Source organism: Sphingomonas sp. Root241 (genome assembly GCF_001428865.1).
Classification (GTDB): domain Bacteria; phylum Pseudomonadota; class Alphaproteobacteria; order Sphingomonadales; family Sphingomonadaceae; genus Sphingomonas.
Window position 1 is genome coordinate 980,425 of sequence record NZ_LMIV01000001.1, and the last position, 21,438, is coordinate 1,001,862.

Consider the following 21,438-nt stretch of genomic DNA (forward strand, 5'->3'; position numbering starts at 1 on the left):
AAATGCAAGCATGAGGGGAACTCAGGTAAAACACGGTTTCAAAAGTATTCATGACGGAACGGAGGTAAGTTCTTCGCAACTGAAAAAAGTCAGGCGCCGTGATATCGGGCGGCGGGACGGTCGCGCGAGCAGTTCTTCGCGACCAACGCTTCGGCGGCGACATAATTGTCCCAGTCGCGGATCTCGGGAAGCGAGGGGATGCACACCGGCTCGTCCATTTCGAGCGCGCGTAGCGAAGCGACCACCAGATCGTCGGCCTGCATCACGCGCTCGGGCGGGAAGTTGGCGAGATCGTTGCCGGCGACTTCGTGGAAATCGGTGGCGATCACGCCGGGTACGAGCAACTGGACGCGGACGCCGGTGCCCGCCGCTTCGACCTGCATATGGCGCGTGAACGCCATCACATAGTTCTTGGAGGCGCCATAGCCCGCATTGCCCGGCATCTGCATGAACACCGTGCCCGAGGCGATGTTGATGATCGTGCCGCGTCCGGCGGCGGTCATCGCCTTCATCGCCGCAGCGGAAAGCCGGCTGAGCGCGAATATGTTGACACGGAGCATCGCATCGAGTGCGTCGGGGTCGAGTTCCGCCACCCGGCCGCGCGTGGCATATCCCGCATTATTGATCAGCATGTCGACGCCGCCTGCCGCGATCCGCGCGGCCACTGCCGCCGCGCCCGCATCGCTGCCCAGATCGGCGGCGAGCACTTCGACATCGGCCTGGGTCGCGGCGCCGAGTTCCTCGGCCAGCGCACGCAGCCTGTCCTCGCGCCGCGCGACGATCACCAGGTCGTGGCCGGTGCGCGCCAGATGCTCGGCGAAAGTGCGGCCGATGCCGGCGGACGCGCCGGTGACCAGGGCGCGGGGGCGAGTCGTCATGTTCAGTCTCCTGGGATGGGGTGCAGGATCATATAGGGAGTGCCGCGCCGAGCTTCTCCAGCGCCGGCACCAATTCGTCGAAATGATCGATCACGGCGTCCGCCGCCAGCTCCTCGATCGGTTGCATCAGGAAGCCGAAGCTGACCGCGACAGAGGGGATTCCCGCACTCCTCGCCGCCTGGATGTCGAAGATCGAATCGCCGACGAACGCCGCGCGCCCGCCGCCGCAGCGCCGGATCATTTCGCGGATTCCTTCGGGCGAGGGCTTGCGGTTGTCCGGTCCCATCGTGTCGCCGCCGATCACGCAGGCGAAGCGATGATCGAGCGCCAGTTCGGCGACCAGCTTCACCGCGAGGCTCTCCGACTTGTTGGTGACGATCGCGAGCTTCACCCCGCGGGTCTCCAGCGTGTTCATCGCTTCGACGAGCCCCGGAAAGGCGTAGGTACCTCGCGTGAGATTGTCGCCGTAGAAGGCGAGCAGCTCGGGATAGGTGCGCTCCAACACCTCGGGATCGCATCCGCCCGAGGCCTCGAGCCCCTGCTGGAGCATGTATTTCCCGCCGCGCCCGATCATCGGCTTTACCGTCTCGACGCTGAGCGGCGGGCGGCCGAGCAGCTCCAGCCCATGGTTGAGCGCGGCGGTGAGATCCGCACTGGTGTCGAACAACGTGCCGTCGAGATCGAATCCGACGATATCGAAGGGGAAGTCGGCCATATGCGGCGCCTGCTGCCAGCAACGCTATGGAATTGGCAAGCTTCTCATGGCAGGGGGCTTTTCCGGAGGGTATCATGACAGCGCCGATAGCCGCGATCATCCTTGCTGCGGGCAAGGGCACGCGGATGAAATCCGATACGCACAAAGTGCTTCACCCGCTCGCCGGGCGGCCCATGCTGCTGCACCTGATCGACAGCGTCGATGCGCTCGATCCGGCGCGCAATATCGTCGTGGTCGGCGCCGGACGCGAGCAGGTCGAGGCGGCGGTCCAGCCGCTCGGCGCCGAGACGGTGCAGCAGGTAGAGCAGCTCGGTACCGGCCATGCAGTACGGATGGCGGAGGATGCGCTCGCCGGGTTCGAAGGCGATGTGCTGATCCTTTATGGCGACGTGCCTTTGGTCTCGACCGCGACGATGCGCCGGATGCTCGAGCGGCTACACGGCGCCGATGCGCCCGTGGCCGTGGTGCTCGGTTTCCGCCCCTTCGATCCCGGCGCCTATGGCCGCGTGATCGCGGACGGGCAGGGGCACATCGTCAAGATGGTCGAGTTCAAGGACGCGAGCGCCGAGGAGCGCGCCGAGACCCTGTGCAATTCGGGGCTGATGGCGGTGGGCGCGAAGAACCTGTTCGCCTTGCTCGCGCAGGTCACCAACGCCAATGCCGCGGGCGAATATTACCTCCCCGACGTCGTGATGCTCGCCGCCGCCGCGGGCCGCCACTCGGCGGTGATCGAGGCCGACGCGCACGAAGTCACCGGCGTGAACAGCCGCGGTGAACTCGCCGCGCTCGAAGCCGAATGGCAGCAGGCGCGGCGCGCGCGCGCCATGGCCGATGGCGCGACCCTGGTGGCGCCCGAGACGGTGTGGTTCGCGCACGACACGAAGCTCGGCCGCGACGTGCTGATCGAGCCGAACGTGTTCTTCGGGCCCGGCGTCGAGATCGCCGATCGCGTCACCATCCACGGCTTCAGCCATATCGAGGGCGCGCGCATCGCCAGCGGCGCGAGTGTCGGCCCCTATGCGCGGCTGCGCCCCGGCACGGTGCTCGGCGAGGGCGCCAGGGTCGGCAATTTCGTCGAGACCAAGAAGACCGTGCTCGGCAAGGGCGCCAAGGCCAACCATCTGACCTATCTCGGCGATGCCGATGTCGGGGCGGGCGCGAATATCGGTGCGGGAACGATCACCTGCAATTACGACGGCTTCTTCAAATATCGTACGAGCATCGGCGAAGGCGCGTTCATCGGCTCGAACAGCGCATTGGTCGCGCCGGTCGCGATCGGCAGGGACGCCACGGTGGGTGCGGGATCGGTGGTGACGCAGGATGTCGAGGCCGGTGCGCTCGCGCTCGCCCGCGCCCGGCAGGAGGCACGGCCCGGCTGGGGCACGCGCTTCCGGGAAATGATGAAGGCCAGGAAGGCGGCTAAACCATGAGCGACCGCTACGCCGGCAAGCCGTTCCTCCGGCTGCTCGAAAGCTATATCCTCGATGCGATCGGTCATCTCGATCCGGCGGCCGATGCGTCGCTGCGCGCGATGGAGCCGCAATATCGCGAGATGTTCGGCGCCACCGGCAGCTGGCGCGAGATCGTCGTCGGGCGGATGCAGTTTCCGGACGGGATGCAGGGCGCCGTCCGGGAGGTCTGGCAATCGGGCCGCGTCCGCTTCCAGCAGGCGCACGGGCGCGAGCCCGATCCGATGGAATTCACGCGGGTTTTCGTAGACACCAAATTTCCGCACTGATCGCGGCAGGGGATAAGTTCGATGTGCGGAATTGTCGGAATCGTCGGCAACCAGGACGTGGCCCAGCGCCTGTTCGACGGGCTCAAGCGGCTCGAATATCGCGGCTATGATTCGGCGGGCATCGCCACGCTCCATGACGGCGAGATCGAGCGGCGTCGCGCCGAGGGCAAGCTGATCAACCTCGCCGCGCGGCTGGCCGAAAGCGCGCTGCCGGGCACGATCGGCATTGCGCACACTCGCTGGGCCACGCACGGCGCGCCGACCGAGGACAATGCCCATCCGCACATCGTCGGCGACGTCTCGATCGTCCACAACGGCATCATCGAGAACTTCAAGCCGCTCCGCGACCAGCTGATCGCCGAGGGTCGCGAGTTCAAGAGCCAGACCGACACCGAAGTCGTCGCGCACCTCGTCAGCCGCGAGCTCGAGCGCGGCAGCAGTCCTCGCGACGCAGTCGCCGCGGTGCTCCCCAAGCTCCACGGCGCGTTCGCCGTCGCCTTCCTGTTCCGCAACCAGCCCGACCTGCTGATCTGCGCCCGGCTCGGTGCGCCGCTCACCGTCGGCTATGGCGAGGGAGAGAATTATCTCGGCTCGGACGCGCACGCGCTCGCCTCGCTCACCCAGCGCATCGCCTATCTCGACGAGGGCGACTGGGCCGTGCTTACCCGCGACAAGGTCGAAGTCTTCGATCGCGACAACAATCCCGTCGAGCGCCCGATCGTCGCCTCGGGCGTGTCGGCGGCGCTGATCGACAAGGGCAATCACCGCCATTTCATGCTCAAGGAGATCTACGAGCAGCCGGTGGTGGTCGCGCAGACGCTGGCGTCGTATATCCGCCCGGTCGAGCAAAAGGTCGCGCTGCCCGACATGAGCTTCGACCTGAGCAGGATCGAGCGCGTCGCGATCGTCGCCTGCGGCACCGCCTCCTATGTCGGGATGATCGGCAAATACTGGATCGAGCAGTTCGCGCGGCTGCCGGTCGAAGTCGATGTCGCCTCCGAATTCCGCTACCGCGATCCCGTCCTGCTCCCCAATACGCTCGGCGTGGTGGTCAGCCAGTCGGGCGAGACCGCCGATACGCTCGCGGCGCTCCGCCACATGAAGGCGAATGGGGTTACCACCGCCGGCATCATCAACGTGCCGACCAGCTCGATGGCGCGCGAAGTCGACTTGCTGCTCTCCACCCATGCCGGCCCCGAGATCGGCGTCGCCTCGACCAAGGCGTTTACCTGCCAGCTCGCGGTGATGGCGGCGCTAGCGGTCAATCTCGCCCGCGCCAAGGGCAAGCTGAGCGAGGATGCCGAGCGCGAGATCGTCCGCCATTTGATCGAGGCGCCCGCCGCGATCAACGCCGCGCTCGCGCATGATGCCGAGATCGAGGGCATGGCGCACACCATCGCGGCGGCGCGCGACGTGCTCTATCTCGGCCGCGGCCCCGATTATCCGCTCGCGCTCGAAGGTGCACTGAAGCTCAAGGAGATCAGCTACATCCACGCCGAAGGCTATGCCTCGGGCGAGATGAAGCACGGACCGATCGCATTGATCGACGACAGCGTGCCGCTGATCGTCCTCGCCCCATCGGGCCCGCTGTTCGACAAGACCGTCTCCAACATGCAGGAGGCCAAGGCGCGCGGCGCCAAGGTCGTGCTGATCTCGGACGCCGAGGGGCTGGCGCTGGCCGGCGAAGATGCGCTGGCGACGATCGAGATGCCCAGCGTCCACCCGCTGATCGCGCCGCTCGTCTATGCGGTGCCGGTGCAGTTGCTGGCTTATCACGTCGCCGTGGCCAAGGGCACGGACGTCGATCAGCCGCGCAACCTCGCGAAATCGGTAACGGTGGAATAGGAGCCGCTACCCCAGCAGCGCCCGCAACGCCGCATCGATATCGGCTTCGCGATAGGGTTTCTCGATCAGCGGCAATGTCTCGAAACCCTCCGGCAAAGTGCCGTAGCCGCTCGCAAAGGCGAAGGGCACACCGCGCCGGCGCAGTGCCTCGGCGATCGGCGTGCTGCGTTCGCCGCCCAGATTGATGTCGAGGATCGCGGCGCCTAGCGGCTCGTTCTCGGCCATCGCAAGACCATCGACCAGCCGCGCGGCCGGTCCCACCGTCTCGCAGCCGAGCGCCTGCAATATGTCTTCGAGACACATCGCCACCACCGGTTCGTCCTCGACGACGAGCACGCGCAGCGCGCCATAGCCGCTCATTCGGCACCCTCGGGCAGTGGCGCGTCGACGGTGCAAACCAGGCCTTCGGGGCGGAAATCGATCTTGACCGTACCGCCGAATTCCGCCGCGAGTCCGCGTTCGATCATCCGCGTGCCGAAACCGCGGCGCGTGGGAATCTCGACTCTGGGGCCGCCGCGCTCCTCCCACAGGAGCGACAGCCGCGCGCGGTGATCGCTCGTCGTCCGCGCCCAGCGGATCGCCACGCGACCCTCGGGTTTCGACAGGGCTCCGTGCTTGACGGCATTGGTCGCGAGCTCGTGGATCGCCAACGCAAGGCTGATCGCGGTCTTGGGCAGGATCGGGAGATCGGGCCCATCGAGCTCGATGCGTCCAGGCTCGCCGCCATGCGGTGCGACGGCATCGCCGATGATCTGCGCCATCGACACCGCTCCCCAATGCTCGCGAGTGAGCAGATCGTGCGCCTCGGAGAGCGCGGCCAGTCTGCCCTCGAACGCGGCACGCGCGGCCGCCACGTCGGCACCGTCCTTGAAACTCTGCTGGGCAATGCCCTGGACGATCGCCAGCGTGTTCTTCACTCGGTGGTTGAGCTCGTCGACGAGCAGCCGGAGATGCGTCTCGGCGCGCTTGGCCTCGGTCATGTCGCGGCCGATCGCGTGGAGCGCAGTGGGCTTGCCCTCGTCGTCGGTGGTCAACTGCGAGTTGATCTCCCAGATCAGCGGCCGGCCGTCGCGCGCGCGCACGGTAACGGTCAATCGCGTGCTGCCGCCCTCGCGCATTTTGTGATTGAACGCCTCCATGCTCAACGCGAGTTGGTCGGAGTCCATGAAGTCGCCGATCGAGGCTCCGATCACTTCGTCTTCGGCATAGCCCAGAGCCGCGAGCACGGCCGGATTCACCGAAGTGATCTTCTGATCCAGCGTGGTGGTGATCAGGAAGTCGTTCGCCTGCTCGAAGATCGTCCGGAAGCGCGCCTCGCTTTCGCGGAGTTCGGCCTCGGCGCGTTTGCGGTCGGTGATGTCGAATGAGACGCCGACGAAGCGGCTCGGCCTCTTGTCCTCGTAATCGATGCGGCTGCCATGGCTTTGGAGCCATCGCTCCTCTCCATTGTCGGCGCGGTTGACGCGATATTCGATCGTGTAGGGCGTGCCGGTGTCGAAGCAGTTCCGCGCCGCGGCACGCACCATTTCCCGATCGTCGGGGTGCACGCGCTCGAGCCATTCGGCGAAGCTGCCGCGGCTGTCCGCCCGCCGCGCCATGCCGAGCAGGTCGAAGCGATTGGGCGACCATTCGCCCTGCATCGTCTCGAGATCGAGTTCCCAGCTCGCCATGCCCGCGCTTTCGATGGCGAGGCGCAGGCTTTCCTCGCTCTTGCGCAACCGCGCCTCGGCCGCGCGGCGACGCGTGACATCGAGCGTCACCGCCAGCACGCCGAACGGCTCGCCATCGGCGCGGCGGATCACCGACACCGAATTGTTGACCCACACGACGCTGCCGTCCTTGCGGACATAACGCTTCTCGTGCGTGTAGGGGGTGCCTTCGCGCACGGCTCTTTCGAACAGCGGACGATTGCCGTCGCGGTCTTCGGGATGGGTGATGTCGAGCATCCGCATCTCCATCAGCTCGTCGCGGCTCCAGCCGGCGATTTCGCAGAAGCGATCATTGACCAGCGTGAACTGGCCTCTCAGATCGACCTGCGCGAAGCCCGCCGTCGACTGGCTGATGAATGCCGAAAGCTGCGCCTCGCGGTCGCGCAGTGAGAGTTCCGCCTCCTTGGCTTCGGTCACGTCGTGCGCGACGCCGATAAAGCCGATATGCCGCCCCTGCGCGTCGCGCCGCGGGGAAGAGGTGGAGTGGAGCCAGCGCCATTCTCCGTTCGCGTTGCGATAGCGTCCTTCGAGATCGAAGGTCTCGAGACGCGCTTCTCCAGCGATCGATTCGGCGAGGATCCGCGCCGCGTCCTCGGGGTGGATGATCCTGCGCCAATCGAAGCGGAGCGCCTCGTCATAGGAGACGCCGAGGAATTCGACATAGGCGCGATTGACGAAGCTGCGCGTGCGGTCGAGCCGCGTGACCCACACCGCCACCGGCGCGCTATCCGCGATCAGGCGGAACTCGTCCTCGCCTACGGGAAGCGGTTCGTGCCCGGGCTCGGCTTGGGTCATTACGCGGTACGCACCCCCGAATGCATGCTTCGCATTCCTAGACCTAACCTCTGGAGAATCAATTGAAGGCTTAGCCGCGCGGCATCGCCAGCACGGCTTGGGCACGCTTCAGGTGCGGCATGTCGAGCATCGCGCCGTCGAGTCCGATCGTGCCGGCTCCGGGATTTGCCGCGAACGCCGCGACGATCCGTTCGGCACGCTCCAGCTCGCTTTCGGATGGCGAGAAGGCGCGGTTGATCACCGGAACCTGATCAGGATGGATCGCCATCATGCCCCGGAAACCCGCGCGGCGCGCCTTGGCGGCCACCTTGGCCAGCCCGTCGAGATCGCGGAAATCGCCATGGATGGTCTCGATCGGAGTCACCCCCGCCGCCGCGGCGCCCGCCAGCGCCAGCGCGCGGAAGAGCTGGTAGGGGAAGTCGTATTCGCCGGTCTCGTCGCGATTGTCCGTCGCGCCGAGTGCGGTCGCGCTGTCCTCGGCGCCCCAGGTGAGCGCGGCGAGGCGCGGGCAGCCGGCATAGTCGCCGAGGCCGAACAGGGCCGGCGCGGTCTCGGTCGCGACGACGATCGTGCGGATCGTGCCCGGCGCGATTCCCGACGCGACCTCGAGCGCAGTCAGGTAATGGTGGAGGCGATCGGCTTCGGCGCGCGTCGCCTTGGGAAGCATGATCCCGTCGGGACGATGGGGCACAACCGCGGCCAGATCGGCGAGCGCATGCCCGGTGTCGAGCGGATTGATCCGCACCCATTGCGGCTGCGCGCGCTCGGCGGTGCGCAGATGCTCGGCGACCAGCCGGCGCGCGTCAGCCTTGTTCGGGGCGGCGACCGCGTCCTCGAGATCGAGCAGGACGAGGTCCGCGCCGCTTGCTCCGGCCTTGGCCAGCTTGCGTTCGGAATCGCCGGGCGCGAAGAGCAGAGAGCGTGCGATCAACGGTTCGGCCATGGATCCTCCAAATTCGGTCGACAGACCTAGAACGCGGAGGAGCGCGGGTAAACCATGCGGGGCCCAGCCGAAGCCGTGAGGGATTGGTGACGGCTTCGGCTTGCTCTCTGGGCAATGCCCCTCCGGTAAGGAGAGGCGGCACTCGGTACGGACGAAGGCCCCAGGGAGACAGAGGCATCCGTGAACAGACTTCTAGACCGCATACCGTGCGAAATCCGCTCGGGAGTAATCCGTTATGGGTTTGTACCAGGTCTTAACGACGCGCGGCCGCCGCCACCGCTGGGCCCGGGCCGAATTTTACCCCGCGTTAACGCTGTTCACTTACCTTGTTTCAGTGCGGATCAAGGGGATTGGGGCATCGTGCGCATTCTAATCGTGGACGACGAACCGGGAATGCACGAATCCTATCGGCAGTGCTTCGCGGCGTCGCGCCCGAGCCATAGCGAAGCCGTGCTGGATGCGATGACCGCCGAATTGTTCGGTGACGCCGCGTCCGCCGAACCCGAAGATCCGACGCCCCAATTCGCCTGCGACCACAAGATGCAGGGGCTCGACGCCGTCGCCGCCGTCGAGGAATCGGTCCAATCGGGCGAACGCTATGCCGTCGCCTTCATCGACATCCGCATGCCGCCCGGGATCGACGGGAAGGAAACCGCGCGCCGCATCCGCCTGGCCGATCCCGACATCAACCTCGTCATCGTCACCGGCTTTTCCGATTTTTCGCCGATCGACATCAGCCGTGCCGCGGGTCCCGCCGACAAGATCTTCTACATCGCCAAGCCTTTTCAGGCCGAGGAGGTGCTCCAGACTGCGACTGCGCTCGCCAATCGCTGGAAGATCGACCTCGATCTCAAGCAGGCGATCGCGTTGCTCGAGGAGCAGAAGCTCGAGCTGGCCGCGAACGAATCGCGCGCCATCCACATGGCCAACCACGACTCGCTGACCGACGCGCCCAACCGGCTCGCCTTCCTCCACACGCTGGGGCAGGCGGTGCGAAGCGAGCATCGCTTTGCGATGGCGATGCTCGATCTCGACCGCTTCAAGCTGGTCAACGACACGCTCGGTCATCTCGCCGGAGACGAACTGATCCGCATGATCTGCGAGATCCTCCAACAGAATGTTCCCGCGGGCGGCTTCGTCGCGCGGCTGGGCGGTGACGAGTTCGCGATGCTGCTGCACGTGACCGGCGAAGACGAGGCCGCGATGCTGTGCGAGCGGCTGCTCAAGGCGTGCAGCACGAGCTTCACGGTGTTCGGCCATTCGGTGCAAGCCGGTGCTTCGATCGGGCTGATCGTCGTCGAGCCGGGCAGCATCGGCGATCCGGTCGACGTCATGCGCCGCGCCGATCTCGCACTCAACGAGGCCAAGCGCCAGGGCCGCGGTTGCGTGCGGCTGTTCGACGAGAGCATGGACGAGTCCATTCGCTTCCGCCGCCAGATCGAAACCGGGCTTTCCGGGGCGATCGCCAAGGGCGAACTGAAGCTCGTCTTCCAGCCGATCGTCGGCCGCGACATGGAGATCACCGGCTTCGAAGCGCTGATCCGCTGGTGCAGCCCCGAATATGGCATGGTCCCGCCGGCGATGTTCATTCCGATCGCCGAGGAATCGAACCTGATCCACGAGCTCGGCGATTGGGTGATCGATCGCGCGATCGAGGCGCTCGAAACCTGGCCGGATCAATATGTCTCGGTCAATTTCAGCCCGCGCCAGTTCCGCAGGCACAATTTCGTGGCGCATGTCGTGGAGCGCGTCGCCAGTGCGGGCGTCGCGCCCGGCCGCTTTCAGATCGAGATCACCGAGACCGCGATCTTCGACAATGTCGAGCGCGCCGCCGAGATCCTGTTCAAGCTCCGCCAGATGGGCTTCCGCATCGCGCTCGACGATTTCGGCACGGGCTATTCGTCGCTCTACAATATCCGCCGCTTCGCGCTCGATTGTCTCAAGATCGACCGCAGCTTCGTCGACGGCATGGGCCGCGAGCGCGAGTCCGCCGCGATCGTCCATTCAGTGATCCATCTCGGCCGCGCGCTGGGCATGGAAGTCGTGGCCGAAGGCGTCGAGACCGAAACCCAGCTCCAGGCGCTGCGCCTCGCCGGCTGCAGCCATATGCAGGGCTATCATCTTTCGCGTCCGGTCGATGCCGAGGATGCGCTGGTGCTCGCGCAACGCGGCAGTCTTTCCGCCCAGACCGACCTGGAGACCGAGGCCGCGGGCGACGGGACGAACGGCTGATGCCGGGCACGGGGCGCCTGCGCCCGCCGCGGTCGCTCGGCGCAAAGCTCGTCCTGATATTGACGGGTGTCGGGCTGCTCGGCGCGACGACGCTCACTCTCTTGCTCGCGACAGTCATCACGCCGAGCTTCAACCATCTCGAGCATACTGCCGAGGCGGCGCATGTCGCGCGCACCAAGGCCGCGATCGAAGATCTTCCGGCCAAGGTCGAGAGCGCGGTTCGCGACTATGGTGACTGGAACTCCTCGTGGAATTACATGGCCGCGCCCAGCCGCGCGTTCGAAGAGGAGAGCTTCTCGACCCTGGCGATGGTCAATCTCGATATCAACGGCATGGCCTATGTCCGGCCTGATCGCTCGATCGTGATCGCGCGCTGGATCGACGTGGCACAAGAGGCCGATGTGCCGCCGATGCGCGCCGCGCTCATCGGCGCGATCCAGCGGCTCGATTTCGAGGGAGCGCTCCAGGGGCGGAATTCGGCCGGCTTCTATCTCCGCCTCGGCGACACGCTGGCCGCGGTCGGCATCGCGCGGGTGCGCCGCAGCGACGGCAGCGGACGTCCGCGCGGCTATGTGCTGATGGCGCGCACGGTGACTTCGGCCCAGTTGAGCACCTTGCTCCAGCTCGAGGCGAGCTTCACCGCGCCGGTCAATCAGGTGACCGTCACGCCGACCTCCTCGCGCACCCGCATCGCGGTGCCGGTGCCGGGGTCTGATGGCCACGCGATCGCCACTGCCGCCTATAGCGTGCCGCGCGATCTCTCGATGCTCGGCAAACGGATGCTGATCCTCGCGGTGCTCGCGTCGACGCTGCTGCTGGCGGTGGTGCTGCTGGTGCTGCGGCGGATGATCACGCGGCTGGTGCTGCAGCCGCTCCATCGCGTCGAGCGCCATATGGGATTGGTCCGAAGCTCGGGCACGCTGGGCTTGCTCACCGAGCGCCCGCGTGACGACGAGATCGGCAGCCTCGTCACCAGCTTCAATTCGATGCTCCGCCAGCTCAAGGATCTGCGCGAGCAGCTCGAGGTGCAGAGCTTCACGCTCGGCAGGAGCGAAAGCGCGGTCGCGGTGATGCACAATGTCCGCAACGCGCTGAACCCGGTGACGACCGTGCTGAGCCAAGGGCTCGACCGCCCCGCCGCGCTTGATCGCACGACGATCGACAAGGCGCTGGCCGAACTCGCCGACCATAGCCTGGCGCCGGATCGCCGAGCCAAGCTGGCCGCTCTGCTCGCTGCCGCATTCGATGCGATCGAGTGCGAGCGCGAGGATCGTCGCGCACAGCTCTGCGTCGGGCGCGACGCGCTGCGCCACGTGCTCCAGATCATCGGCGAACAGCAGGAAGCCGCGCATGAGCGTCCGCCGCTCGCCACTTGCGACATCAGCGACATCGTCGCCCAGAATGCCACGATCGCGCGCTATTCGGGCGAGAACTCGATCGCTTTCAGCTTCCCGGCCAGGCCGCATTGGGTGCTCGCGAACCGCGTGATCCTCAGTCAGGTGGTCGGAAACCTGTTCGCCAATGCCGCGGAGGCAATTGCCGCCACGGGCAAAGGCGGGGGCAGCATAGCCGTGTCGATCCACGAAAAAGGCGACAAGATCGAGATCGTCATCCGCGACGATGGCGAAGGTTTCGATCCCGCGCTGGCGCCGACTCTGTTCCAGCGCGGCTTCTCGACACGCCCGCACAAGTCCGGCGGGTTCGGGCTTCACTGGTGCGCCAATTCGATGCTCGCGATGGACGGCGCGCTCGAGGTGCAGAGCGACGGCAAGGGTATGGGAGCTAGGGCGATCCTGAGGCTGAGTGCCGCGCCGCTTGCCGATGCGGAGGAACTCGCGGCGTAAATACAACCGTCACCCCCGCGAAAGCGGGGCCCCATCTCCCGGATTATCCACGAACACACCGGCGCTTTTTTGCCGCTCGTTCAGGAGATGGGCCCCCGCTTCCGCGGGGGTGACGAGTAATGGGCCTTACCCCACCGCCCGTTTCTCCGTCACTTCGTCCCGCTGCAGATACGGCGCCACCAGATTGCGTGCGCGGAACCACTCCCGGCGCTCCGCATCCAGCGAATCGAAATTGCCGATCACGCGCCGGCAGCTGGGAGCCTTGCACTGGCAGAGCATGTGCCAGTTCGATTCGCGCAACGTCGTCGAATAGTCCCAGCTGATCTCCTCGCCCGGCGCGATCGCGCGTATCGCCACCAGGAACACGCCCTCATCGCCGAAGCGCAGCCCTGCATTGGGCGCGCAATTATGGTTGACCAGATCGTCGAGCCGCCCGGATGGCCCCATATAATGATCGGGCGTCACCTGGACGAAGCGATCGCCGCGTCCACGCATCCGGCTCGGCACCTGGTCCGCGCGCAGCCGCTGGCCGGTGAATTCGAGCAGCACGTCTCCCTCGGCGAATCCGGTCGCCGCGAACACGGCCTTGCCGAGATGGTTCTCGCCGACCCTGAAAAGATTGGTCGAGGGACGATAGCGGTCGAATATGAAGAGCCCGCCGCGGCGGGCGCCGAGCGACCGCAGCGGATTGATCGTCGCCAGTCCGATCAGGAACCAGACGCTGGCATGGCAGAGCAACTCGACGAGGATATAGCCGAGCTCGGCTACCCCGAGTTCGGCGCCGCGGACCGCGATCAGCAAGGTCGCAAGATCGCCGAACGTCCACAGCCCCCAGGCAGGCGATCGCTCACGCGAACGATCTGCCCAGATGCTCGCCCAAGTCGGCCAGAAGCTCACCGGCACCGCGGCTACCACGAGCATGTGTGCCCAGAAGGCCTCTCGGAAAACCAGCCACAGCACCAGAGCGGTGAGGCAGGTGCCGATGCAGAAAGTGTCGGTCGGCGAGGGTGGCGACCAGGCCGAGCGGTGCCAGATGCCGATCGTCACCAGGATACAAGCGGCGGCGGACAGCGCGAACACCCAGCCCTGTGGCGCGCCCGGGTTCACCGCGGCATAGGTCAGTGCCTCGAGCGCGGTTGCCGTCGCCCAGATCAGCCAGGATGCGCGATTGGGGCGAATGGTCTGGCGGCGCAGTCCCAGCAGGTATGCGGCATAGCCCGAAAAGCTGAAGCCGATCGCCAGCAGGAACCAGATGTCCAAGCCCAAGAAACGCCCCTCCCCGGAGGAGCGTTTACCATGTCCATTGACTCTCGTCCACGCGCGACTCGGCGGGAATCCGCGAGTCGCGGAGATGAAGCTCCTCCGGGATAGGTGCGGCGGTAGTCCCCACAATCGTCATCCCGGCCTTGAGCCGGGATCCCGCTTCTTCCTGGCCAGAGGGTCAGCGGGACCCCGGCCCAAGGCCGGGGTGACGAACAGACGGAAGCGGCGATCCGCTAGGTTGAGGACTCATATTCAGAATCCGTCATCCCCGCGAAAGCGGGGACCCATCTCCCGAGCGGGCAGCAAAATGCACCGGCGCGCTCGTGGAAACTGTTGGAGATGGATCCCCGCTTTCGCGGGGATGACGTAAGGGGTTCGCGATGGACGAAGTGCAGCCGTTATGAATCAACAGCTTGTATAGGTTTTCACCCTAGTCCCGCCCGCAATCCCTTACCGCCGCCAGCACCGTCTGCGCCCATTCCTTCCGGCAGATCAGCAGGTCCGGAATGCTCGTCTCGCGCTGGTTGTAGACGATCGGCGAACTGTCGATCCGCGACGCGTGCAGCCCTGCCGCCAGTGCCACTGCGACCGGCGCGCAATTGTCCCATTGATGCTGGCCGCCGGTGTGGAGGTAGATCTCGGCCTCGCCGCGCACCACCGCCATCGCCTTGGCGCCGGCCGAGCCCATGCCCACCCGAACCGCGCCGATCCGCTCGGCCACGTCGACGCACAAGGCGCTCGGCCGCGTGCGGCTCACCAACAGCCGCGGCGGCGTCTGCGGAGCGGGAAGCGGGGGAGGGGCGTCGCTCGACAGCGTCACGCCCAGTTTCGGCAGCGCCACCGCGCCGCTCTCCGCATGACCGTCGACCGCCAGCGCGACATGCACTGCCCAATCGTCGCGCCGCTCGGCGAATTCGCGGGTGCCGTCGAGCGGATCGACGATCCACACGCGGCTGCGCTCCAGCCGGGCGAGGTCGTCGGCGGATTCCTCGGAAAGGATCGCATCCTCGGGCCGGGCCTCCCGCAACCGCGCGAGGATCAGCGTATTGGCCTCGCGGTCGCCGCGGTCGCCGCCCGCACAGTCGCTCTGGATCCGCATCAGCAGGGCACCCGCCTCGGCGGCGATGTCCCGCGCGAGTTCGGCGTCGGTCAAATCACCGGGCTCCACGTTCCCATGATCGTCTCGACGATCCGCTCGGCCGCGGCCTCGGGCGTTTCCTTCGTCGTGTCGATCCGGATCTGGGGGTTCTCCGGCGCCTCATAGGGGCTCGAGATGCCGGTGAAGTTGGCGATCTCGCCCGCGCGCGCCTTGCGATACAGTCCCTTTGGGTCACGCCGCTCGGCTTCGGCGATCGGCGTGTCGATGAAGATCTCGAAGAAGTCGCCTTCGGGCAGCATCGCGCGCACCATCTCACGCTCGGCGCGGAAGGGCGAGATGAAAGCCGTGAGCACGATCAGCCCGGCATCGGTCATCAGCCTCGCCACTTCGCCGACACGGCGGATATTCTCGACCCGGTCGGCGTCGGAGAAGCCGAGATCGCGGTTGAGCCCGTGGCGGATATTGTCGCCGTCCAGCAGGAAGCTGTGCTTGCCCATCGCGTGCAGCTTCTTCTCGACCAGATTGGCGATGGTCGACTTGCCCGAGCCCGAAAGCCCGGTGAACCACAGCAGGCGCGCGCGCTGGCCCTTTTGCGCGGCATGCGCCTCGCGGGTGATCTCCACTGCCTGCCAGTGCACGTTCTGCGCGCGCCGCAGCGCATGGTGCAGCATGCCCGCCGCGACGGTCGCGTTGGTCACCTTGTCGATCAGGATGAACCCGCCGAGATCGTGGCTCTCGGCATAGGGCTCGAAGACGATCCCGCGGTCCGCGGCGATCTCCGCGACGCCGATGTCGTTCAGCTTGAGCGTGCGCGCCGAGACGTGCGCGAGCGTGTTGACGTCGATCGCGTGCTCTGGCTCGCGCACCGTCACGCTCACTGTCTGGGTGCCGAGCTTGAGCCAATAAGCGCGGCCGGGCAGCAGATCGGCCTGGTCCATCCAGACGATCGTCGCCTTGAACTGATCGGCCAACTGCGGCGGCGCGTCGGCCGCTGCGATCACGTCGCCGCGCGAGCAATCGACTTCGTCGGCGAGCGTCAGCGTGACGGATTCTCCGGCGCCCGCCTCGTCGAGGTCGCCGCCGATCGCGACGATCCGCGAGACCGTCGTGGTCCGGCCCGACGGGAGTATTCGGACGGTGTCGCCGGGCTTGACGGAACCGCTGGCGATCAGTCCGGCGAAGCCGCGAAAGTCGAGGTTCGGTCGATTCACCCACTGCACCGGCAGCCGGAACGGCCCGGCGCGGTCGGTGTCAACTTCGACGTCTACTTGTTCCAGGTGTTCCAGCAATGCAGGCCCGCCGAACCACGGCGTTTTGGCCGACAGTCCGGTGATGTTGTCGCCCTTGAATCCCGAGATTGGAATCGGCGTGAAGCCCGCAATGCCGATCGATTCGGCGAAACCGCGATAATCTTCGACGATCGCGTCATAAGCGGCCTGATCGTAACCGATCAGGTCCATCTTGTTCACCGCGAGCACGATGTGCCGGATGCCGAGCAGGTGCGCGAGGTAGCTGTGTCGCCGCGTCTGGGTGAGCACACCTTTCCGGGCATCGATCAGGATGACGGCGAGGTCGGCGGTCGAGGCGCCAGTGACCATGTTGCGGGTATACTGCTCGTGCCCCGGCGTATCCGCGACGATGAATTTGCGCTTCTCGGTCGCGAAAAAGCGATAGGCGACATCGATCGTGATACCCTGCTCGCGCTCGGCGGCGAGTCCGTCGACCAGCAATGCGAAGTCGATCTCCTGCCCTTGCGTCCCCAGCCGTTTGCTGTCGGCTTCGAGGCTTGCCAGCTGATCCTCGAAGATCATCTTCGAATCATAGAGCAAGCGCCCGATCAGCGTGGATTTTCCGTCGTCGACCGAGCCGCAGGTGATGAACCGCAGCAGCGACTTGTTCTGGTGCAGCGTCAGATAGGCCGAGATATCGGACGCGATCAGCGCGTCGGGGCGATAGGAGGTCAAAAGTAACCCTCCTGCTTCTTCTTCTCCATGCTCGCGGCCTGGTCGTGATCGATCGCGCGGCCCTGACGTTCGGATGTGGTAGTGAGAAGCATCTCCTGGATCACCTCCTCAAGGCTAGCCGCCTCGCTCTCGACCGCGCCGGTCAGCGGATAGCAGCCCAAGGTCCGGAATCGCACCGATCGCTCGACCGGCACCTCACCCGGATTGAGCCGGAAGCGTTCGTCGTCGACCATCAGGATCAGCCCGTCACGCTCGACCGTCGGGCGGGGTGCCGCGAAATAGAGCGGGACGATCTCGATGCCCTCGGCAAGAATGTACTGCCAGATGTCGAGCTCGGTCCAGTTCGAGATCGGGAACACCCGCATGCTCTCGCTTTTGTTCTTCCGCGCATTGTAGAGGTGCCAGAGCTCGGGACGCTGGTTCTTCGGGTCCCAACGATGGCTGGCGGTGCGGAACGAGAAGACGCGCTCCTTGGCGCGGCTCTTCTCCTCGTCGCGCCGCGCGCCGCCAAAGGCCGCGTCGAAGCCGTATTTGTCGAGCGCCTGTTTCAGTCCCTCGGTCTTCCACAGATCGGTGTGCAGGCTGCCATGATCGAACGGATTGATTCCCTGCGCCAGCGCGTCCGGGTTCTGGTGCACGATCAGCTGCATGCCGGCGGCTTCCGCCGCCTTGTCGCGCAAGTCGTACATCGCCCGGAATTTCCACGTCGTGTCGACATGGAGCAGCGGGAAGGGCGGCGGCGCGGGATAGAATGCCTTCTTCGCCAGATGCAGCATCACGGCGCTGTCCTTGCCGATCGAATAAAGCATCACCGGCCGTTCAGCCTCCGCGACGACTTCGCGCAGGATGTGGATGCTCTCGGCCTCGAGGCGCTGGAGATGGGTGAGGGGTGGAAGAGACAAGTCGAATCCCGATTACGCTGCGTTGCCCGGCTAAAGCTTCGTGAACCTTCTGCCGCTATTTGGCAGTGTTGATCTAGGGGGGAGGGAGCCTCGATTGCGAGGCGTTCCTAATTCGGAGCGGAGAAGAAAAATTGTCAGGCCATTTCCGCCGCAGCGGTGATCGCAGGCCCGAGCCGCACGGCGTCAAGGGGATCATCCTCGCCGGCGGATCGGGCACGCGGCTCTATCCGGCGACATTGTCGATCTCGAAGCAATTGCTGCCCGTGTTCGACAAGCCGATGATCTATTACCCATTGTCGGTGCTGATGCTGGCGGGCATCCGCGACATCCTGATCATCTCCACCCCGCGCGATCTGCCGATGTTCGAGGCGCTGCTCGGCACCGGCGCAGCGTTCGGCATCAACCTCAGCTATGCCGTGCAGGCCGAGCCGGCAGGGCTCGCCCAAGCCTTTCTGATCGGCGAGGAATTCCTCGCCGGAGGCCCTGCGGCGCTGATCCTTGGCGACAATATCTTCCACGGCGATGCGATGGGCGCAAAGGGCCACATGGCCGCGACAGCGGCCGCGGCCGGCGGGGCGACGGTCTTCGCCTATCAGGTCGAGGATCCCGAGCGCTACGGCGTGGTCAGCTTCGATCCCGAGACTGCGCGCGCCACCAGCATCGTCGAGAAACCGGAGAAGCCAGCCTCGCGCTGGGCGGTCACCGGCCTCTATTTCTTCGATTCCGACGTGACGGCGATCGCGCACGCGCTGAAGCCTTCGGCGCGCGGCGAGCTCGAGATCACCGACGTGATCCGCGCCTATCTCGATCGCGGCGATCTGACCGTGAACCGCCTGGGCCGCGGCTATGCCTGGCTCGACACCGGCACCCATGACAGCCTGCACGAGGCGGGCGCGTTCGTCCGCACGATCGAGCACCGCCAGGGTATCAAGATCGCATGCCCCGAGGAGATCGCCTTCGACCTCGGCTATTTGAGTGCCGACGCAATGCTCGATCGCGCCGCGACGATGGGCAAGACCGGCTATGCCGATTATCTCCGCCGCTGCGTGCAGGACGCCGCATGATCCGGCGAGTGCTCGTCACCGGCGGGGCCGGGTTCATCGGCTCGGCGGTGTGCCGCCTGCTGGTCGCCCGCGGCTATCACGTCGTCTGCCTCGACAAGCTGACCTATGCCGGTAACCGCGCGTCGCTCCGCGATGCGGAGGCCGAACCCGGTTTCCACTTCGTCCGAGCCGACATCGCCGACACCGAGACGGTGCTGGAGCTGCTCCGCAACGAGCGGATCGAAGGCATCATGCATCTTGCGGCGGAGAGCCATGTCGATCGCTCGATCGATTCACCTGCGGCGTTCGTCGAGACTAATGTCGTCGGCACCGTCCGGCTCCTCGATGCTGCGCTCGCGCATTGGCGCACGTTGCCCGCGCGGGCCCGCGAGCATTTCCGCTTCCACCACGTCTCCACTGACGAAGTGTTCGGCGATCTGCCGTTCGACAGCGGCGTCTTCACCGAGGCAACGCCCTACGCGCCGTCCTCGCCTTATTCGGCGTCGAAGGCTGCGTCGGATCATTTCGTCCGCGCCTGGCACGAGACCTATGGCCTGCCGGTGGTGCTGTCGAACTGTTCGAACAACTACGGGCCGTTTCACTTCCCTGAAAAATTGATCCCCCTGACCATCCTCAACGCGCTCGAGGGCAGGCCGCTGCCGGTATATGGTCGCGGGGAGAACGTCCGCGACTGGCTCTTTGTCGAGGATCATGCCGCGGCGCTCGAGCGGGTGCTCACCCAAGGCAGGCCAGGCGAAACCTATCTGATCGGCGGCCGGGCGGAGGCGACCAATCTGAGCGTGGTCGAGGCGATCTGCGATATTCTCGATCGGCGCCAGCCGCTGCCTGGAATGGTCCGCCGGTCGCTGATCGGCTTCGTGGCCGATCGTCCCGGCCATGATCGCCGTTACGCGATCGATCCCGCCAAGGCGGAGAGGGAACTTGGCTGGACCCCGAACGAGAGCTTCGCATCGGGGCTGAGCAAGACCGTGGACTGGTATCTCGCCAATCGCTGGTGGTGGGAGCCGATCCGCGCTTCGAACTATGCCGGCGAACGGCTGGGAAGGGTCGCCTGATCAGCCCGCTCTGGGCTTGCCCACGCCGACCAGCTTCAATCCGGCGCGCGCCGCTTCCGCCGGCGGATAGATATTGCGTAGGTCCACCAGCAGCGGCGTCTTCAACGTCCGCGCCATTCGGCCGAGATCCAGCGCGCGGAACTCGTCCCATTCGGTGACGATCACCAGCGCGTCTGCGCCCTCTGCGGCTGCATAAGGGTTCGAGGAGAACTCGACGCCCGGCAGCATCGGCCGTGCCTGCTCGACGCCTTCGGGATCATAAGCGCGCACTGTCGCGCCGGCATCCTGCAGCGCCGCGATCACCGACAGGCTCGGCGCATCGCGCATGTCGTCGGTATTGGGTTTGAAGGTGAGGCCAAGCACCGCGACGGTCTTGCCGTGGGCGTCGCCGCCCATCGCCTTGATCACTTTCCGGCCCATCGCACGCTTGCGCGCATCGTTCACCTGGACCGTAGCCTCGACGATGCGTTGCGGCGTCTCGTTGTCGGCCGCGGTCTTGAGCAGCGCCAGCGTATCCTTGGGGAAGCACGAACCGCCATAGCCAGGGCCGGCATGGAGGAACTTGGCACCGATGCGATTGTCCATGCCAATCCCGCGCGACACTTCCTGCACGTCGGCCCCGACCGCTTCGCACAGATCGGCGATCTCGTTGATGAAAGTGATCTTGACGGCGAGGAACGCGTTCGCTGCATATTTGATCAATTCGGAAGTGCGGCGGCCGGTGAAGACGATCGGCGCGTTCTGATTGAGCGAAAGCGGCCGGTAGATCTCGCGCATCACCTGTCGCGCGCCTTCATCGTCGGTGCCTACGACGACGCGGTCGGGCCGCTTGAAATCCTCGATCGCCGCGCCTTCGCGCAGGAATTCGGGGTTCGAGACGACTTTCGCGCCGCTGTCGGGCGCCACTTCGGCGAGGATTCGTTCGACTTCGTCGCCGGTGCCCACCGGCACGGTCGACTTGGTCACGATCACGCTCGGTCCGGTCAGGTTCTCGGCGATCTCGCGCGCCGCGGCGTAAACATAGGAAAGGTCGGCATGGCCGTCGCCGCGCCGGCTGGGGGTGCCGACCGCAATGAACACTGCGTCGGCATCCTTGACGCCCTCGGCCAGATCGGTCGTGAAAGTAAGGCGGCCCGCCTTGACGTTCGATGCCACCAGCTCGGCGAGGCCGGGCTCGTAGATCGGCATCACATTCTGGTGGAGCAGCTCGATCTTGCGTGCGTCCTTGTCGACGCAGATGACCTCATGGCCGAAATCCGAGAAGCAGGCGCCGGAAACCAGCCCCACATATCCCGTGCCGATCATCGCGATGCGCAAGGCCAATCCCTCCAGTGTGAGAGACAGCGCCTTAACCAGACGTGCGCGGAGGGCAAGGGCGGGGCGACGCAACCG

Annotated in this window: 17 protein-coding genes; 7 read left to right on the forward strand and 10 right to left on the reverse strand. The window is 65.9% G+C overall.

The window, feature by feature from the left end; translation table 11 throughout:
* Positions 1 to 89 precede the first annotated feature (89 nt).
* Entirely contained in the window at positions 90 to 878 is a 789-nt protein-coding gene (locus ASE13_RS04725; RefSeq protein ID WP_056612116.1) for an SDR family NAD(P)-dependent oxidoreductase, read from the reverse strand.
* A 28-nt stretch (positions 879 to 906) separates the two neighbouring features.
* The gene (locus ASE13_RS04730; protein WP_056612119.1) at positions 907 to 1,593 is read right to left on the reverse strand and encodes an HAD-IA family hydrolase; all 687 of its coding nucleotides are present in this window, start codon (positions 1,591 to 1,593) and stop codon (positions 907 to 909) included.
* 74 nt (positions 1,594 to 1,667) lie between these two features.
* Here ASE13_RS04730 and glmU point away from each other — a divergent pair, with 74 nt between their 5' ends.
* The 3 genes from glmU to glmS are packed head-to-tail and all read left to right on the forward strand — an operon-like array spanning position 1,668 to position 5,176.
* Positions 1,668 to 3,023 (forward strand): bifunctional UDP-N-acetylglucosamine diphosphorylase/glucosamine-1-phosphate N-acetyltransferase GlmU, encoded by a 1,356-nt coding sequence (glmU, locus tag ASE13_RS04735; RefSeq protein WP_056612122.1) that lies wholly within the window; start codon positions 1,668 to 1,670, stop codon positions 3,021 to 3,023.
* The gene (locus ASE13_RS04740; protein WP_056612125.1) at positions 3,020 to 3,331 is read left to right on the forward strand and encodes a hypothetical protein; all 312 of its coding nucleotides are present in this window, start codon (positions 3,020 to 3,022) and stop codon (positions 3,329 to 3,331) included. The genes glmU and ASE13_RS04740 overlap by 4 nt, the downstream gene beginning before the upstream one ends.
* A gap of 21 nt (positions 3,332 to 3,352) precedes the next feature.
* Complete coding sequence (glmS, locus tag ASE13_RS04745) at positions 3,353 to 5,176, forward strand: glutamine--fructose-6-phosphate transaminase (isomerizing) (protein ID WP_056612128.1); 1,824 nt, start codon at positions 3,353 to 3,355, stop codon at positions 5,174 to 5,176.
* Positions 5,177 to 5,182: 6 nt separating this feature from the next.
* On the opposite strand, the gene ASE13_RS04750 is transcribed toward glmS, so the two are convergent.
* The 3 genes from ASE13_RS04750 to ASE13_RS04760 form a co-directional block, all read right to left on the reverse strand.
* Entirely contained in the window at positions 5,183 to 5,536 is a 354-nt protein-coding gene (locus ASE13_RS04750) for a response regulator (protein WP_056612131.1), read from the reverse strand.
* Complete coding sequence (locus ASE13_RS04755; RefSeq protein WP_056612132.1) at positions 5,533 to 7,680, reverse strand: PAS domain S-box protein; 2,148 nt, start codon at positions 7,678 to 7,680, stop codon at positions 5,533 to 5,535. Before ASE13_RS04755 ends, ASE13_RS04750 begins: the two co-directional genes overlap by 4 nt.
* A gap of 70 nt (positions 7,681 to 7,750) precedes the next feature.
* Positions 7,751 to 8,623: an HpcH/HpaI aldolase/citrate lyase family protein gene (locus tag ASE13_RS04760; protein ID WP_056612135.1), complete on the reverse strand. Its 873-nt coding sequence runs from the start codon at positions 8,621 to 8,623 to the stop codon at positions 7,751 to 7,753.
* Positions 8,624 to 8,983: 360 nt separating this feature from the next.
* On the opposite strand from ASE13_RS04760, the gene ASE13_RS04765 reads away from it, so the two are divergent.
* Complete coding sequence (locus tag ASE13_RS04765) at positions 8,984 to 10,855, forward strand: putative bifunctional diguanylate cyclase/phosphodiesterase (RefSeq protein WP_235536840.1); 1,872 nt, start codon at positions 8,984 to 8,986, stop codon at positions 10,853 to 10,855.
* The gene (locus tag ASE13_RS04770) at positions 10,855 to 12,699 is read left to right on the forward strand and encodes a CHASE4 domain-containing protein (RefSeq protein ID WP_056612138.1); all 1,845 of its coding nucleotides are present in this window, start codon (positions 10,855 to 10,857) and stop codon (positions 12,697 to 12,699) included. Before ASE13_RS04765 ends, ASE13_RS04770 begins: the two co-directional genes overlap by 1 nt.
* 126 nt (positions 12,700 to 12,825) lie before the next feature.
* Here ASE13_RS04770 and ASE13_RS04775 read toward each other — a convergent pair whose 3' ends face one another.
* The 4 genes from ASE13_RS04775 to cysD all read right to left on the reverse strand — a co-directional run bounded on the left by ASE13_RS04775 (position 12,826) and on the right by cysD (position 17,927).
* Entirely contained in the window at positions 12,826 to 13,965 is a 1,140-nt protein-coding gene (locus tag ASE13_RS04775) for an SET domain-containing protein (RefSeq protein ID WP_056612140.1), read from the reverse strand.
* Between the two features lie 427 nt (positions 13,966 to 14,392).
* Positions 14,393 to 15,115 (reverse strand): 3'(2'),5'-bisphosphate nucleotidase CysQ, encoded by a 723-nt coding sequence (locus ASE13_RS04780; protein WP_056612143.1) that lies wholly within the window; start codon positions 15,113 to 15,115, stop codon positions 14,393 to 14,395.
* Positions 15,112 to 17,025: a sulfate adenylyltransferase subunit CysN gene (cysN, locus tag ASE13_RS04785; protein WP_056612146.1), complete on the reverse strand. Its 1,914-nt coding sequence runs from the start codon at positions 17,023 to 17,025 to the stop codon at positions 15,112 to 15,114. Before cysN ends, ASE13_RS04780 begins: the two co-directional genes overlap by 4 nt.
* The gene (cysD, locus tag ASE13_RS04790; protein ID WP_056612149.1) at positions 17,022 to 17,927 is read right to left on the reverse strand and encodes a sulfate adenylyltransferase subunit CysD; all 906 of its coding nucleotides are present in this window, start codon (positions 17,925 to 17,927) and stop codon (positions 17,022 to 17,024) included. Before cysD ends, cysN begins: the two co-directional genes overlap by 4 nt.
* A 131-nt stretch (positions 17,928 to 18,058) precedes the next feature.
* On the opposite strand from cysD, the gene rfbA reads away from it, so the two are divergent.
* Both rfbA and rfbB read left to right on the forward strand, forming a co-directional pair.
* On the forward strand, positions 18,059 to 18,991 hold the full coding sequence (rfbA, locus tag ASE13_RS04795; RefSeq protein ID WP_056612151.1) for a glucose-1-phosphate thymidylyltransferase RfbA: 933 nt from the start codon (positions 18,059 to 18,061) through the stop codon (positions 18,989 to 18,991).
* The gene (gene rfbB / locus ASE13_RS04800; protein WP_056612154.1) at positions 18,988 to 20,046 is read left to right on the forward strand and encodes a dTDP-glucose 4,6-dehydratase; all 1,059 of its coding nucleotides are present in this window, start codon (positions 18,988 to 18,990) and stop codon (positions 20,044 to 20,046) included. Before rfbA ends, rfbB begins: the two co-directional genes overlap by 4 nt.
* Here the strand turns inward: rfbB and ASE13_RS04805 are convergent, their stop codons facing one another.
* Entirely contained in the window at positions 20,047 to 21,363 is a 1,317-nt protein-coding gene (locus ASE13_RS04805; RefSeq protein ID WP_056612157.1) for a UDP-glucose dehydrogenase family protein, read from the reverse strand.
* Positions 21,364 to 21,438: the final 75 nt, after the last annotated feature.

Excerpts from the sequence above, each read along its gene's own strand:
- ASE13_RS04725 (WP_056612116.1), bottom strand. The coding sequence starts at position 878 with ATGACGACTCGCCCCCGCGCCCTGGTCACCGGCGCGTCCGCCGGCATC.
- ASE13_RS04730 (WP_056612119.1), bottom strand. The coding sequence starts at position 1,593 with ATGGCCGACTTCCCCTTCGATATCGTCGGATTCGATCTCGACGGCACG.
- glmU (WP_056612122.1), top strand. The coding sequence starts at position 1,668 with ATGACAGCGCCGATAGCCGCGATCATCCTTGCTGCGGGCAAGGGCACG.
- ASE13_RS04740 (WP_056612125.1), top strand. The coding sequence starts at position 3,020 with ATGAGCGACCGCTACGCCGGCAAGCCGTTCCTCCGGCTGCTCGAAAGC.
- glmS (WP_056612128.1), top strand. The coding sequence starts at position 3,353 with ATGTGCGGAATTGTCGGAATCGTCGGCAACCAGGACGTGGCCCAGCGC.
- ASE13_RS04750 (WP_056612131.1), bottom strand. The coding sequence starts at position 5,536 with ATGAGCGGCTATGGCGCGCTGCGCGTGCTCGTCGTCGAGGACGAACCG.
- ASE13_RS04755 (WP_056612132.1), bottom strand. The coding sequence starts at position 7,680 with ATGACCCAAGCCGAGCCCGGGCACGAACCGCTTCCCGTAGGCGAGGAC.
- ASE13_RS04760 (WP_056612135.1), bottom strand. The coding sequence starts at position 8,623 with ATGGCCGAACCGTTGATCGCACGCTCTCTGCTCTTCGCGCCCGGCGAT.
- ASE13_RS04770 (WP_056612138.1), top strand. The coding sequence starts at position 10,855 with ATGCCGGGCACGGGGCGCCTGCGCCCGCCGCGGTCGCTCGGCGCAAAG.
- rfbB (WP_056612154.1), top strand. The coding sequence starts at position 18,988 with ATGATCCGGCGAGTGCTCGTCACCGGCGGGGCCGGGTTCATCGGCTCG.